We start from the raw sequence: 14,844 nt of genomic DNA, 5'->3' as shown, positions 1-14,844 counted from the left end.
ACCCCTTCCCTGTGTCTAAACCTCCAAACCCCAGTGCAAAAAAGTATCGATCAAAGTGCGATGGATGATTTGTCTCGTGCTCGATTGAAGGCTGTAATCAGCACAGATTCTTCCTGCCTTCGGAAGACACAAAAACAATAACTGTCCTTCTGCAACCCGCCGGGTGCAGAAAAGGAGTGCACGATGCAACCTTCTGTAAAAGCTCTGCTTGCCCTCACCTGCATGACCCTCAGCAGCGTCAGCCTCGGCGCCCAGACCCTGACCATCGCCACCGTCAACAACAGCGACATGATCCGCATGCAAAAGCTCTCGAAAACCTTCGAGGCCGAGCACCCGGAGATCAAGCTCAATTGGGTGGTGCTCGAAGAAAACGTCCTGCGTCAGCGTCTGACCACTGACATCGCCACCCAGGGTGGGCAGTTCGACGTGCTGACCATCGGCATGTACGAAGCGGCTCTGTGGGGTGCCAAAGGTTGGCTGGAGCCCATGAAGGACTTGCCGGCCAGTTATGCCCTCGACGACGTGTTCCCGTCGGTTCGCGAAGGCCTCTCGGTGAAAGGCACGTTGTATGCCCTGCCGTTCTACGCTGAAAGCTCCATCACCTATTACCGCACCGACCTGTTCAAGGACGCCGGCCTGACCATGCCCGAGCGTCCGACCTGGACCCAGATCAGCGAATTCGCCAGCAAACTCACCAACAAAGACAAAGAACAGTACGGCATCTGCCTGCGCGGCAAGGCCGGTTGGGGCGAGAACATGGCCCTGATCACCACTGTCGCCAACGCTTATGGCGCACGCTGGTTTGATGAAAAGTGGCAGCCTGAATTCAATGGTCCCGAGTGGAAAAACGCGCTGAACTTCTACGTCGACACCATGAAAAAATCCGGCCCACCGGGCGCGTCGAGCAACGGTTTCAACGAAAACCTGGCGCTATTCAACAGCGGCAAATGCGCAATCTGGGTCGATGCCAGCGTCGCCGGTTCGTTCGTCACCGACAAGACCCAGAGCAAAGTCAGCGACCACGTCGGCTTCACCTACGCGCCCCATGAAGTCACCGACAAAGGTTCGGCCTGGTTGTATTCCTGGGCACTGGCGATCCCGACCAGTTCCAAGGCCAAAGACGCAGCGAAGACCTTCAGCGCCTGGGCCACGTCCAAGGAATACGGCGAATTGGTCGCCAAAACTGACGGCATCGCCAACGTGCCGCCAGGCACCCGGGCCTCGACCTATAGCGAGGCGTACATGAGCGCCGCGCCGTTCGCCAAGGTCACGCTGGAATCGCTCAAGGCTGCCGATCCGAGCAAGCCGAGCGCCAAACCGGTGCCGTACATCGGCATTCAACTGGTGACCATCCCTGAGTTTCAGGGCATTGGCACCCAGGTCGGCAAATCCTTCTCTGCGGCGCTGATCGGCCAGACCACGGTTGACCAGGCGCTGGCCGCGGCGCAGCAAACCACTGAGCGAGAGATGAAGCGCGCCGGTTATCCCAAATAACGCGTAAAGACTCATTTTTGTGGCGAGGGAGCTTGCTCCCGCTGGGCCGCGTAGCGGCCTCAATCCCTGCAACTGAGTCTTTTCTGACAGACCGCATTTGCCGGGTTTACGACTGCTTCGCAGCCGAGCGGGAGCAAGCTCCCTCGCCACAAGTAACTCGCTGATAAATGAGCTAGTGATCACCATGAATACTTCAACTGCCAAAGCTCACATGGAAATCCCTCAACCGCTGCGTAAAAGCCGGTTGACCAATCCTGGCTGGTTTCTGGTCAGCCCTTCGGTGGCATTGCTGCTGTTGTGGATGATCGTGCCGCTGGGGATGACCGTCTACTTCTCGACCATTCGCTACAACTTGCTCAATCCCGGCGAGAACGAATTCATCGGTCTGGAAAACTTCACCTACTTCCTCACAGACTCCGGCTTCCTGCCCGGTGCCTCCAACACCCTGTTGCTGGTGGGCAGCGTGCTGTTGATCAGCGTGGTGTTCGGTGTGCTGATCAGTGCCTTGCTGGAGGCCAGTGAGTTTTTCGGTCGCGGCATCGTGCGGGTCATGCTGATCTCGCCGTTCTTCATCATGCCCACGGTCGGCGCGTTGATCTGGAAGAACCTGATTTTTCATCCGGTGTCGGGGATCCTCGCCTACGTCTGGAAACTGTTCGGCGCGCAACCGGTGGACTGGCTGGCGCACTACCCGCTGCTGTCGATCATCATCATTGTTTCGTGGCAATGGCTGCCCTTCGCGATCCTGATCCTGATGACCGCCATGCAGTCCCTCGACCAGGAACAGAAAGAAGCCGCACGCCTCGACGGTGCCGGGCCGATCGCAATTTTCTGGCACCTGACCCTGCCGCACCTGGCGCGACCGATTGCGGTGGTGGTGATGATTGAAACCATCTTCCTGCTCTCGGTGTTCGCCGAAATCTTCACCACCACCAACGGCGGCCCCGGCTACGCCTCGACCAACCTTGCCTACCTGATCTACAACCAGGCGCTGGTGCAGTTCGACGTGGGCATGGCGTCCGCCGGGGGTTTGATTGCGGTGGTGATCGCCAACGTCGCGGCCATCGTGCTGGTGCGGATGATCGGCAAAAACCTGACAGACAAAGCCTGAGGCCCGCCATGACTCTTCAACAATCCCGCCGTCTGCAAAGCCTGCTGCTCGGCACTCTGGCCTGGGCCATCGCGATCCTGATTTTCTTCCCGATTTTCTGGATGGTGCTGACCAGTTTCAAAACCGAAATCGATGCGTTCGCCACGCCGCCGCAGTTCATTTTCACGCCGACGCTGGAGAACTACCTGCACATCAATGAGCGCAGCGATTACTTCAGTTTCGCCTGGAATTCGGTGGTGATTTCCTTCAGCGCAACGGCTCTGTGCCTGCTAATTGCGGTGCCAGCGGCCTACTCGATGGCGTTCTACGAAACCCAACGCACCAAAGGCACGCTGCTGTGGATGCTCTCCACCAAGATGCTGCCACCGGTGGGCGTACTGATGCCGATCTACCTGCTGGCCAAGAGTTTCGGCCTGCTGGACACGCGCATCGCCCTGATCATCATCTACACGCTGATCAACCTGCCGATCGTGGTCTGGATGATTTACACCTACTTCAAGGACATCCCCAAAGACATCCTCGAAGCCGCCCGCCTCGATGGCGCAACGCTGTGGCAGGAAATGGTCCGGGTGCTGCTGCCGATCGCCAAGGGCGGCCTGGCCTCGACGGTATTGCTGTCGCTGATCCTGTGCTGGAACGAGGCGTTCTGGTCGCTGAACCTGACCTCGTCTAAAGCCGCGCCGCTGACTTCGCTGATCGCTTCGTACTCAAGCCCCGAAGGGCTGTTCTGGGCCAAGTTGTCGGCGGTCTCGACCCTGGCCTGTGCGCCGATTCTGATCTTCGGCTGGATCAGCCAGAAACAACTGGTGCGCGGCCTGTCGTTTGGCGCCGTGAAATGACCCCCTGTAGGAGTGAGCCTGCTCGCGATGGACGTGAACGATGACGCGTGCTGCCTGAATGAACGCGTCGCCTGCAAATTAATCGCGAGCAAGCTCGCTCCTACAAAAAACAAAAAAGCGGAGGCCCATCATCATGGCCAACCTGAAAATCAAGAATCTTCAAAAAGGCTTCGAAGGCTTTTCCATCATCAAGGGCATCGACCTGGAAGTGAACGACAAGGAGTTCGTGGTCTTCGTCGGCCCGTCAGGCTGCGGTAAATCCACTCTGCTGCGCTTGATCGCCGGCCTCGAGGAAGTCAGCGGCGGCACCATCGAACTCGATGGCCGCGACATCACCGAAGTCAGCCCGGCGAAGCGTGACCTGGCGATGGTGTTCCAGACCTACGCCCTGTACCCGCACATGAGCGTGCGCAAGAACATGTCGTTCGCCCTTGATCTGGCCGGCGTGCCCAAGGCCGAAGTGGAAAAGAAAGTCGGCGAAGCGGCACGCATCCTTGAGCTGGGGCCGATGCTGGAGCGCAAACCCAAGCAACTCTCCGGTGGTCAGCGTCAGCGTGTGGCAATCGGCCGGGCCATCGTGCGCAACCCGAAAATCTTCCTGTTTGACGAACCGCTGTCCAACCTCGACGCAGCCCTGCGGGTGCAAATGCGCCTGGAGCTGCTGCGCCTGCACAAAGACCTGCAAGCGACGATGATCTACGTGACGCACGATCAGGTCGAAGCCATGACCATGGCCGACAAAGTCGTCGTGCTCAACGGTGGCAAGATCGAGCAAGTCGGCTCGCCGCTGGACCTCTATCACCAGCCGGCCAACCTGTTTGTCGCCGGGTTCCTTGGCACACCGAAAATGGGCTTCCTCAAAGGCAAGGTCACCCGTGTCGATGACCAGGGTTGTGAAGTGCAACTGGACGCCGGCACTCGCATCAGTCTGCCGCTAAGCGGCGCCAACCTGAGCGTCGGTGGCGCGGTGACTTTGGGCATTCGTCCGGAACATCTGGAACTGGCCAAAACGGGCGACTGCACCTTGCAGGTCACCGCCGACGTCAGCGAACGCCTGGGCAGCGACACTTTCTGCCACGTTCGAACCGCTTCCGGTGAAGCCCTGACCATGCGCGTACGCGGTGACCTGGCGAGCCGTTACGGCGAAACCCTGAGCCTGCACCTGGACGCCGAACACTGCCATTTATTCGATGCCGACGGCGTGGCGCTGACCCGCCCACTGCGCGTTGCCGCCTGATTCCAGAGAGCTTGTGATGAAACTCAATAAACAGAACCTCCACCGCCTCGCCCCTGAGGTGGTCCTGCCCGCCTACGCCCTGAGCGATACGCGCCAAGGCATCGCCCACATCGGCGTCGGCGGTTTCCACCGCGCGCATCAGGCGTATTACACCGACGCGCTGATGAACACCGGCGAAGGCCTGGACTGGGCGATTTGCGGCGTCGGCCTGCGCGCGGAAGACCGTCGCGCCCGGGATGACCTCAAAGAACAGGATTACCTGTTCACCCTGTTCGAATTGGGTGATACCGACGACACCGAAGTCCGCGTCATTGGTGCCATTCGCGACATGCTGCTGACCGAGGACGGCGTCCAGGCGCTGATCGACAAACTCGCCGATCCGCAGATCCGGATTGTCTCGCTGACCATCACCGAGGGCGGTTACTGCATCGACGACAGCAACGGCGAGTTCATGGCGCACCTGCCGCAGATCCAGCACGATCTGGCCAACCCGGACGCACCGAAAACCGTGTTCGGTTTTCTCTGCGCGGCACTGGCCAAACGCCGTGCGGCGGGTACGCCTGCGTTCACTTTGATGTCATGCGATAACCTGCCGCACAACGGCGCGGTCACCCGCAAAGCGCTGCTGGCCTTTGCCGGCGTGCTTGATTCCGGGTTGCGGGACTGGATCGGCGCCAACGTCAGTTTCCCCAATGCCATGGTCGACCGCATCACACCGATGACCAGCACCGAACATCGCCTGCAACTGGCAGACAAACACGGCGTCGACGACGCGTGGCCAGTGGTCTGCGAGCCGTTTGTGCAGTGGGTGCTGGAAGACAAGTTCGTCAACGGTCGCCCGGCCTGGGAAAAGGTTGGCGTGCAGTTCACCGACGACGTCACGCCTTACGAAGAAATGAAGATCAAGCTGCTCAACGGCAGCCATCTGGCTCTGACGTATCTGGGTTTTTTAAAGGGCTATCGCTTCGTTCACGAAACCATGAACGACCCATTGTTCGTGCGCTACATGCGCGCCTACATGGACCTGGACGTGACGCCGCAGCTGTCGCCGGTGCCGGGCATTGACCTGACTGACTACAAGAACACGCTGGTGGAGCGTTTTTCCAATCAGGCGATCGCCGATCAACTGGAGCGCGTGTGTTCGGACGGTTCGTCGAAGTTTCCGAAATTCACCATTCCGACGATCAACCGCCTGATCGCCGATGGCCGCGAGACCAAGCGTGCGGCATTGGTGGTCGCCGCGTGGGCCTTGTACTTGAAGGGCGTGGATGAGAATGGCGACACCTACTCGATCCCGGACCCACGGGCGGTGTTTTGTCAGGCGTTGGTGGCCGATGATGTGTTGATCACCCAGCGGTTGCTGGAAGTTGAAGAGATCTTTGGTACGGCGATTCCGCGCTCGGCGGAGTTTGTCGCGGCGTTTGAGTGGTGCTGCAATAGTTTGCGGGATGTGGGGGTGACATCCACCCTTGAGCGGATATTGTCCAAATGATCGTTCCTACGCTCTGCGTGGGAATGCAGCCTGGGACGCTCTGCGTCCCCATCCAGAAGCAGACGCGGAGCGTCCATTGAGGCATTCCCACGCAGAGCATGGGAACGATCTTCAGTAGGGTCATTGCATGGCAAACCAACAATTATTCCTCGGCATCGACTGCGGCACCCAAGGCACCAAAGCCATCATCCTCGATGCTGTCAGCGGTGAAGTGCTGGGACTGGGCGCTGCCGCCCATACGCTGATCAGTGGTGCCAATGGCCGTCGCGAGCAGGACACCACTCAGTGGCTGGAAGCCTTCGCCATCGCCACCCGCCGTGCGTTGCTGGCAGCCGACGTCGATGGCCAGTCCATCCTCGGGATCGGCGTTTCCGGTCAGCAGCATGGGCTGGTGTTGCTGGATGATCAGGGCCAGGTCCTGCGTCCGGCAAAACTCTGGTGCGACACCGAAACCACCGCAGAGAACGACCGTCTGCTCGAACATCTTGGTGGTGATAAGGGTGCGCTGGAGCGTCTCGGTGTGGTCATCGCGCCGGGCTATACCGTCTCCAAACTGCTGTGGACCAAGGAGCAACATCCAGCGGTTTTTGCCCGAATCGCCAAAATCCTTCTGCCCCACGACTACCTGAACTTCTGGCTCACCGGCCGCAGTTGCAGTGAATACGGCGATGCTTCGGGAACGGGTTATTTCAACGTGCGCACTCGCCAGTGGGATTTGCAACTGCTGCGCGACATCGATCCGAGCGGACGCCTGCAAGCGGCGTTGCCGGAACTGATCGATGCTCACGCAGCGGTCGGCACGATTCTGCCGAGCATTGCCGAACAGTTGGGGATAAACCCGAAAGCGCTGGTCTCCAGCGGCGGTGGCGACAACATGATGGGCGCCATCGGCACCGGCAACATCCGGCCTGGCGCGATCACCATGAGTCTGGGATCGTCCGGCACGGTGTACGCCTATGCGGATCAGCCGACCGTCAGCCCGGACGCAGCGGTCGCCACGTTTTGTTCCTCCAGTGGCGGCTGGTTGCCGCTGATCTGCACCATGAACCTGACCAATGCCAGCGGGATCATCCGTGAATTGTTCGACCTGGATATCGAGTGCTTCAGCGCACTCGTATCCCAGGCGCCCATCGGTGCCGAAGGCGTGTGCATGCTGCCGTTTCTCAACGGTGAGCGCGTTCCCGCCCTGCCCCATGCCACCGGCAGCGTGCTGGGCCTGACCATGACCAACCTGACCCAGGCCAATCTGTGTCGCGCAGTGGTCGAGGGCACGACGTTTGGTTTGCGTTACGGGCTGGACCTGCTGCGACAAAATGGCTTACAAAGCCGCAGCATCTGCCTGATCGGCGGCGGCTCGAAAAGCCCGGTGTGGCGGCAGATCGTCGCTGACATCATGAATTCGCCGGTGATCTGCACCGAACAAAGCGAAGCCGCGGCCCTCGGGGCGGCGATTCAGGCGGCGTGGTGCAAGTCCTGGGCAAACGGGCACGAGGACAGTCTGGCGGATTTGTGCGAGCGCTGTGTGAAGCTCGATCTGGCCAGTGAAACCTTGCCGATTGCAGAAAACGTACTGGCCTCCCAGCAGGCCTACGAACGCTATCAACAGCATGTCGCAACCCTTTAGAGAGCGAACAATTATGTATCTGGTGTGTGGCGAAGCGCTGTTCGATTTCTTCAGTGAAAACGACGCCAGCGGCCTGGCTTCAAAAGTGAATTTCAAGGCAATTGCCGGCGGCTCGCCGTTCAACGTCGCGGTAGGTTTGCGCCGATTGGGCATAGACGCGGCACTCTTTGCCGGGTTGTCTACCGACTACCTGGGCCGGCGTTTGCTGCAAGTGCTGCAGGATGAAGGTGTGCGCACCGACTATCTGCTGGATTTCGCCGCGCCCACTACGCTGGCGATGGTCGCGGTCGGTGCCAATGGCTCGCCGCACTACAGTTTCCGTGGCGAAGGTTGTGCCGATCGGCAGTTGAAGCCGGAACATCTGCCGGAATTTGGGCCGGAGGTGCGCGGCTTGCACATCGGTTCGTTTTCGCTGGTGGTGCAACCGATTGCCGACACCTTGCTGTCGTTGGTGCGCCGGGAAAGCGGTAAACGCCTGATCAGCCTCGATCCGAACGTGCGACTCAATCCTGAGCCGAATATCGAACTGTGGCGTTCGCGGATTGCCACGCTAGTCGAGCACGCAGACCTGATCAAAGTCAGCGATGAGGATTTGAATCTGTTGTATCCCGAGCAGGATCCTGCGCGAGTCATCGACGGCTGGTTGCAGCACCGTTGTCAGTTGGTGTTCCTGACCCGTGGTGGTGAGGGCGCGACGGTGTTCAGTCGGGCGCATGGTTCGTGGTCGGTGCCGGCCAGTGCGGTGAAGATCGCGGATACCGTGGGGGCTGGTGATACTTTTCAGGCGGCATTGATTGCCTGGTTGACTGAGCAGCAACTGGATTCGGTTGAAGGTTTGCGTGAGCTGAGCCGTGAGCAGATCGAAGCGATGATGCGGTTTGCGGTTCAGGCGGCGGCGCTGACTTGCAGCAAGACCGGGCCGGATTTGCCTTATCGGCAGCAGTTGGATCTTCGCTGAGTTCAATGGGCTCATCGCGAGCAGGCTCGCTCCTACAGTTGCAAAGCATTCCTCTGCAGGAGCATTCATCCGCCGAACGGTAGTGGCAAAGCGACAGGTGGCGTTCAGGTGAATTAACCAATGCTTAATCGTGCAGTCCAACACTTACTGGACCGCACGCCCTCAGAGCCCTCTGATGCCCAGTGCGGCAGGTTCGACAACACGTCGAGCTGACTTTAGCCTGCACTGGAGATTGCCCCATGAACACGCGCGTATTGCTCGTTTCCTCAGCCCTGGTCTGTGCCTCGTTTTCAGGTTTTGCCCTGGCTGACGACGCCTCCGCTCAACCAGCACCTTCGTACCACTACGGTATGCCATTGCACGTCGGCAAGGTGATTGCCCTGACCGAGCCCACCACTATGGATTGCTTGGTGATCACGGCAACGATGAAATACATCGATAAGCAGTCGGGCCAACCCGCAGAACTGGCTTATCGAAAACTTTCAGACGCTTGCAGTTATCAAAACTGAGCTTGAACTGGCGCTGGGCCTGGCTTTTTTCCAGGCCCGAAGCGTCTCGTTGGGCTTTCAAACCGTGGGCTAAAGTGCCTTGCCCACTACATGACGGTGCTCGGTCTCGACGTGATGATGCGCAAGATCGGTGCGCAGGCCGGCAATCAACTCGTGAATTTCCCGACAACTGTTCAGATGCCGCGCATCAATATCGGTGCGCAGAAAATCGATATTATCGGTCTGACCGTCAGCGTAAACCTTGACTGTCATCTTCAGTTCCGGTGACAGCTCGCACTGACAGCGTTTAGGCAAAAAACTGCTTTCGATGATATTGCGAAGTTCTAAGGCAGAAAGAAACATGGCGACCCTCTCCTTTTTGTGAGACTGCCAATCAACTATCGACGCTGGCTCATGTGGAATCCCGGTCAGCTTGAGAACAGCTACAGCATAAAACATGCCCTGTGCTGCGCTCGGCTGTTCATCGGTAAATCAAGGATTTATGTATCTGCGCGTTAACACCGGTCATGCAATTTGCAAGAACCTCGTGAATTTTCCCTGCAATTTGCACTCACATAGTGCATTTGCATCCACCTATATCAAGGCATCGCAGAACGCGGCGCGCTCGGCGACATACCGCAAACTGTCGAAATTGATGTTGGCGCCGGAGTCGATGGCTACTAAGGTCTGTCCCTTGATCCCGGTGCGCGCCACGTACTTCTTGATGCCGGCGACGGCCAGGGCACCAGAAGGTTCGGTGATCGAGCGGGTATCGTCATAGATGTTCTTGATTGCAGCGCAGAGTTCGTCATTGCTCACCGTCAGCACTTCATCGACGCAAAACCTGCACACTTCAAAGCCGTAAGAACCGATCTGCGCCACCGCTACGCCATCGGCAAAGGTGCCCACGGATGGCAGGACCACACGTTCATTGGCCTGTAGCGCTGCTTGCAGGCAAGCCGAATGCTCAGACTCGACGCCGATGATTCGTACTTCCGGTCGCAGGTATTTGACGTACGCCGCAATGCCGGCGATCAATCCACCACCGCCCACAGGAATAAAGATCGCGTCCAGCGCCCCTTGCTGCTGACGCAGGATTTCCATGGCGACGGTGCCCTGTCCGGCGATCACATCCGGATCGTCGTAGGGCGAAACGAAAGTCTTGCCGGTTTGCTGCGCCAACTCCAGTGCATAGGCCAGGGCAAATGGAAAACTCTCGCCCCGCAGCACTGCCTCGGCGCCTCGACTGCGCACGCCCAGTACTTTCAACTGCGGTGTGGTGGCGGGCATGACAATCGTCGCATCGATGCCTAACTCGCGCGCGGCCAGTGCCACGCCCTGAGCATGGTTGCCCGCCGAAGCGGTGATCACCCCACGAGCCCTTTGCGTAGTGCTCAGGTTCACCAGTTTGTTGTAGGCGCCACGGATCTTGAAAGAAAACGTCGGTTGCAAATCTTCGCGCTTGAGCAGGATCTGGTTGCCCAGGGCTTCCGACAATGCGTGTGCCGGTTGCAGCGGTGTACGAATGGCCAGTTCATAGACCGGCGCCGCGAGGATTTTTTTGACGTAGTGCTCAAGCAAGGCTTGTTGGGCGGGCGTACTGGTCATGATCGTCTCCTGACATTGATCAGAGCCCCGAGACAGAAAATGAAAACCCGCCTCTAGGGCGGGTTGGGTGCTGCAGTCGTGAGCTAGCCCGCCAAATGAGGAATGGCGGTAATAATGCTTGGCTGGCAGCGCAAAACGGTGGAAGTCATAACCGGAAATTAGCCGGGCGTTGATGGCAAGTCAATGGTCAATTTCCAGTCGATGCGCACAAAACCACTGTAGGAGCGAGCCTGCTCGCGATGACGGCCTGAGAGTCACCAAAAATCACTTCGCCAAACGCTTGAGCCCCACCACCATCGCCCCCGCTCCCAACATCATCGCCGTCAGAAACAACGGATACGCCACCCACCACGGCGTCCCCTCCGTCATCATGCTGAACTCGGACATGCCGCCAATGCTCGCGATCAGGTTCAGCGGCAGGAACACCACGTTGATCAGCGTCAGTTTGCGCAGCAGGTTGTTCATGCTGTTGTTCATCAGGTTGCCCCGGGCATCGATGAGCCCGGAGAACACCGTCGAGTAGATTTCAGCCTGCTTGTAGCACTGGTTGTTTTCGATGATCAGATCGTCAATCAGGCCAATGGCATGGGCGCCGAAGTGTTCCTTTTCTGCATGATTACGCAGCCGGGTCAGGACCGCGCCGTTGCTGTGGATGGCGTTGATGTAATAGATCAGGCTTTCGCTGAGGTTGAACATCTGGATCAGGTGCTGGTTCTGCATCGACGCGTTGAATTTTTGCTGCAACTCGCGCGCAACCAGTTTGATCACCTTGAGGTGACCCAGGTAGTGATGGATATTGTTGAACAGCAGATCGAGCAACACATCCAGCGGCGTGTTCAACGCCTGCCGCTTGCCGAGCCCGCTGAGGGGCGCGTCGTCGGTGGCGATCACCAGCAAACGGTCCGGGCTGAACAGCAGGCCACAGGATGACACTTCGAACGCCAGGCTACCGGCGCCGGAGTAGTTTTCCGGGCGCTTCCAGATCAGGAACAGGTTGTCGGGGTGAAACTCGATACGCGACACCTCGTCGGGGTCCAGCGCCGAAGCCAAAGCATGCTCATCGAGTTTGAAGTGGCTGTGCAACAAGTCCCGCTCGGCGGCATCGGGGTTGCTGAACAGTATGACCTCCGCGTCCAGCCGTTCAACGGCGTGCAGCGCGCCGTCGGCCAATTGAAAACTCTTGATCATCGGCCGATCACCAGGCCTGGCCGCGACGTTTCAATTCCAGTCGTCGCACGAACTCTTCCAGCACCAGTGAATACAAGTCGTCCTGCAGGTAAGCGTCTTCGATGCCGGCGTCCATGTTCGGGTTGTCGTTGACTTCGATCACCACCACTTTGTCGCCGGACTGCTTGAGGTCGACGCCATAGAGGCCATCGCCGATCAGGTTGGCCGTTTTCACCGCCAGGTCCACCACTGCCCGTGGCGCTTCGTGCACAGCCAAGGTCCGACATTCACCGTTGATGTCCTGGCCCTTGGCCTTGTGGTTGTAGATCTGCCAGTGACCCTTGGACATGAAGTACTGGCAGGCAAAGATCGGCTTGCGATTGAGTACGCCGATGCGCCAGTCGTATTCGGTGTAGAAGAACTCCTGTGCCAGCAACAGCACCGAGTGTTCGAACAGCTCGGCGGTGGCTTCAAGCAACGCTTGCTGGCTCTCGACCTTGATCACACCCCGGGAAAAACAACCGTCTGGGATCTTCAGTACCAGCGGAAACCCCAAGCGCTCGCCCACCCGTTCGAAATCTTCCGGTCGCTCCTTGTAGAGGATTTCGGTGGCGGGCATGCCCAAATGATGGCTCTTGAGCAGGTCGGTCAGGTAGACCTTGTTGGTGCAGCGCAGAATCGACGCCGGATCATCCATCACCACCAGCCCTTCGCTTTCGGCTTTCTTGGCGAAACGGTACGTGTGGTTGTCGACGCTGGTGGTTTCGCGGATCAACAATCCATCGTATTCGGCAATCCGTGAGTAGTCCTTGCGCTCGATCAGTTCGACATCGATGCCCAGCGTCCTGCCGACCCTGACGAAATTATCCAGCGCCTTGGCATTCGACGGCGGCAAGGCTTCCTGAGGATCGTGCAGGATCGCCAGGTCGTAGCGGGCCAATCGGCGGGATCGCGGCATGCGCCAGATCTTGCGACTGAAGTTGTCGAGGGAATGGGCGAATTGATCTTCCTGATCTTCGCGCAACTTATGCAGCGCACCCGACTTTATACCTTCGATGTGCCAGCCGTTAGTTCTTCTAAATTCAACTAACAGAATCGGGCAGGCAAACACTTCAAACAACTGTCGCGCCAAATCCTGCAAGGGTTCTATATTGGTCTTGCCGAAATACAGCGTCAGGGTAAAACCGTCAGTATCACTGTAAGCATGATGACTGAGGGCTTTTTCCAGCGTTTTAGCCAAGTCGTCCAGCGCCAGGCCGTACAAGGACTTTCGGGTCAGTTCGCTGATGGTCCGCACCGACGGAATGACCTTGTGCCCACGGGCTTCAGCCAGCAGCGAGCAGTAGTATCCGTGCCCCAGGTACTTGTAGCTGCGGCACAGGTTGATGACCTGCACACGCTTGCCCTGTTCGTTGTCCCGGGTTTGTTCCAGGTATTCCTGGGCCGTGACGATGTCCTCACTGGGGAAGTAAGAGGCCCAGTCTTCCTTGCGCTCGACGATGATAATCAACTGGCTGGAAGTTCTACCTGACTAATTTAAAGTAGAGTCTTTTAAATAAGTTTCAGAAGTGATTGCCGCCGGCAAAGTTTGCTCGGATACTTCGCGCCAATGACCTTGTACCGCTGACATAGAGATTGATCCGTTGGTGAACAAGACCTCTCCTATTAAGCACGAAGTTTTTCGAAAGTCCCGTTTCGTTACGCAACTTTTACGGCGGTCATATGAATACGTTTTTTCGTTTGGCGGTATTGGAAGACTTACCCGCGTTGCTGCAACTGGAAGAGCAATGCTTCATCACCGATCGACTCAACAGTCGCAGCTTTCAATGGATGATCACCCGTGCCAACGGGCAACTGCTGGTGGCCCAACACGATAAGCAATTGTTGGGTTACGCCGTGGTGCTTTTCCATCGGGGTACATCGTTGGCACGCCTGTATTCGATCGCCATCGCTGCACAGGCCCGGGGCACAGGATTGGGCAAGCAGTTGCTCGATCGTATAGAAGCCTGCGCTGTGGAGCACGATTGCGCGTATTTACGCCTGGAAGTGCGTATCGACAATCCGGCGGCGATTGCGCTGTATGAACGCAACGGCTACCGGCGCTTCGCCCTGATTCATGACTACTACCAGGACCATGCCGACGCGTTGCGCCTGGAAAAGCGCATCCTTCAGCACCGCGAATCACGCAACATCCAAGTACCCTATTACCCGCAGACCACTGAATTTACCTGCGGCCCGGCCTGCCTGCTCATGGCCATGGGCGCACTGCAACGCAACCGATTGCTGGAGCGTCGCGAGGAACTGCAGATCTGGCGCGAAGCGACGACCGTGTTCATGACTTCCGGCCATGGCGGTTGCAGCCCTCAGGGTTTGGCGTTGGCGGCCTCGCACCGTGGGTTTCGGGTGCGTCTGCAACTGAGCATGACCGGGCCGTTGTTCCTCGACGGCGTGCGCAACGAGCATAAAAAAGACGTAATGCGCCTGGTGCACGAGGAGTTCACCACACAGCTGCTTGCCAGTGACGTGGAGCGTGAAATCGGCGGGGCGTTGAATCTGCCGCGGTTGCTGGAACAGGGCGGACAGCCACTGGTGCTGATCAGCAGCTATCGCCTGACCCGCTCGAAATCACCGCACTGGGTGATCGTTACCGATTGCGACGACGATTTCATCTATCTGCACGATCCCGATGTGGACCACAGCCAGCATCGCCAACACATCGACTGCCAACATGTGCCGGTCAGCCATGGGGAGTTCGAGAAGATGTGCAGTTTTGGCCGGGACAAACTCAGGGCAGCTGTCATCCTGTTTGCCCCGGCAACGTGATCG

The 14,844-nt window shown here is 58.3% G+C and carries 13 protein-coding genes; 9 read left to right on the top strand and 4 right to left on the bottom strand.

All coding sequences use genetic code 11. The annotated features are described in order from the left end of the window. The first annotated feature begins 183 nt into the window (after positions 1–183). The 8 genes from V6Z53_RS17195 to V6Z53_RS17160 all read left to right on the top strand — a co-directional run bounded on the left by V6Z53_RS17195 (position 184) and on the right by V6Z53_RS17160 (position 9,264). The gene (locus V6Z53_RS17195; RefSeq protein ID WP_338580796.1) at positions 184–1,494 is read left to right on the top strand and encodes a sugar ABC transporter substrate-binding protein; all 1,311 of its coding nucleotides are present in this window, start codon (positions 184–186) and stop codon (positions 1,492–1,494) included. 211 nt (positions 1,495–1,705) lie between these two features. Beyond that, entirely contained in the window at positions 1,706–2,605 is a 900-nt protein-coding gene (locus V6Z53_RS17190) for a sugar ABC transporter permease (protein WP_338586510.1), read from the top strand. A gap of 8 nt (positions 2,606–2,613) precedes the next feature. Beyond that, positions 2,614–3,444 (top strand): carbohydrate ABC transporter permease, encoded by an 831-nt coding sequence (locus V6Z53_RS17185; protein ID WP_338580795.1) that lies wholly within the window; start codon positions 2,614–2,616, stop codon positions 3,442–3,444. A 133-nt stretch (positions 3,445–3,577) separates the two neighbouring features. Further along, a complete protein-coding gene (gene ugpC, locus V6Z53_RS17180) occupies positions 3,578–4,681 on the top strand; it encodes a sn-glycerol-3-phosphate ABC transporter ATP-binding protein UgpC (protein WP_338580794.1) in 1,104 nt (367 codons plus the stop codon). A gap of 16 nt (positions 4,682–4,697) precedes the next feature. After that, the gene (locus V6Z53_RS17175) at positions 4,698–6,173 is read left to right on the top strand and encodes a mannitol dehydrogenase family protein (RefSeq protein WP_338580793.1); all 1,476 of its coding nucleotides are present in this window, start codon (positions 4,698–4,700) and stop codon (positions 6,171–6,173) included. A 127-nt stretch (positions 6,174–6,300) separates the two neighbouring features. Continuing rightward, positions 6,301–7,797: a xylulokinase gene (gene xylB, locus V6Z53_RS17170; RefSeq protein WP_338580792.1), complete on the top strand. Its 1,497-nt coding sequence runs from the start codon at positions 6,301–6,303 to the stop codon at positions 7,795–7,797. Positions 7,798–7,810: 13 nt separating this feature from the next. Then, positions 7,811–8,755, top strand: a complete 945-nt coding sequence (locus V6Z53_RS17165; RefSeq protein WP_338580791.1) for a carbohydrate kinase — start codon at positions 7,811–7,813, stop codon at positions 8,753–8,755. A gap of 239 nt (positions 8,756–8,994) precedes the next feature. Further along, positions 8,995–9,264: a DUF2790 domain-containing protein gene (locus V6Z53_RS17160; protein WP_338580790.1), complete on the top strand. Its 270-nt coding sequence runs from the start codon at positions 8,995–8,997 to the stop codon at positions 9,262–9,264. A gap of 69 nt (positions 9,265–9,333) precedes the next feature. Here the strand turns inward: V6Z53_RS17160 and V6Z53_RS17155 are convergent, their stop codons facing one another. The 4 genes from V6Z53_RS17155 to V6Z53_RS17140 form a co-directional block, all read right to left on the bottom strand. Further along, the gene (locus V6Z53_RS17155) at positions 9,334–9,606 is read right to left on the bottom strand and encodes a DUF1652 domain-containing protein (RefSeq protein WP_338580789.1); all 273 of its coding nucleotides are present in this window, start codon (positions 9,604–9,606) and stop codon (positions 9,334–9,336) included. Positions 9,607–9,837: 231 nt separating this feature from the next. Next, positions 9,838–10,851 (bottom strand): threonine ammonia-lyase, biosynthetic, encoded by a 1,014-nt coding sequence (ilvA, locus tag V6Z53_RS17150; RefSeq protein WP_338580788.1) that lies wholly within the window; start codon positions 10,849–10,851, stop codon positions 9,838–9,840. Between the two features lie 264 nt (positions 10,852–11,115). Then, positions 11,116–12,039 (bottom strand): magnesium transporter CorA family protein, encoded by a 924-nt coding sequence (locus V6Z53_RS17145; RefSeq protein WP_338580787.1) that lies wholly within the window; start codon positions 12,037–12,039, stop codon positions 11,116–11,118. A 7-nt stretch (positions 12,040–12,046) separates the two neighbouring features. After that, positions 12,047–13,528: a RimK family protein gene (locus V6Z53_RS17140; protein WP_338580786.1), complete on the bottom strand. Its 1,482-nt coding sequence runs from the start codon at positions 13,526–13,528 to the stop codon at positions 12,047–12,049. Between the two features lie 212 nt (positions 13,529–13,740). Here V6Z53_RS17140 and V6Z53_RS17135 point away from each other — a divergent pair, with 212 nt between their 5' ends. Beyond that, entirely contained in the window at positions 13,741–14,841 is a 1,101-nt protein-coding gene (locus tag V6Z53_RS17135) for a GNAT family N-acetyltransferase/peptidase C39 family protein (RefSeq protein ID WP_338580785.1), read from the top strand. Positions 14,842–14,844 lie beyond the last annotated feature (3 nt).

This window comes from Pseudomonas sp. MAG733B, assembly GCF_036884845.1.
Lineage (GTDB): Bacteria > Pseudomonadota > Gammaproteobacteria > Pseudomonadales > Pseudomonadaceae > Aquipseudomonas.
The sequence above is the reverse complement of the archived record's forward strand: the minus strand, read 5'-3'. Positions and strand labels throughout refer to the sequence as shown.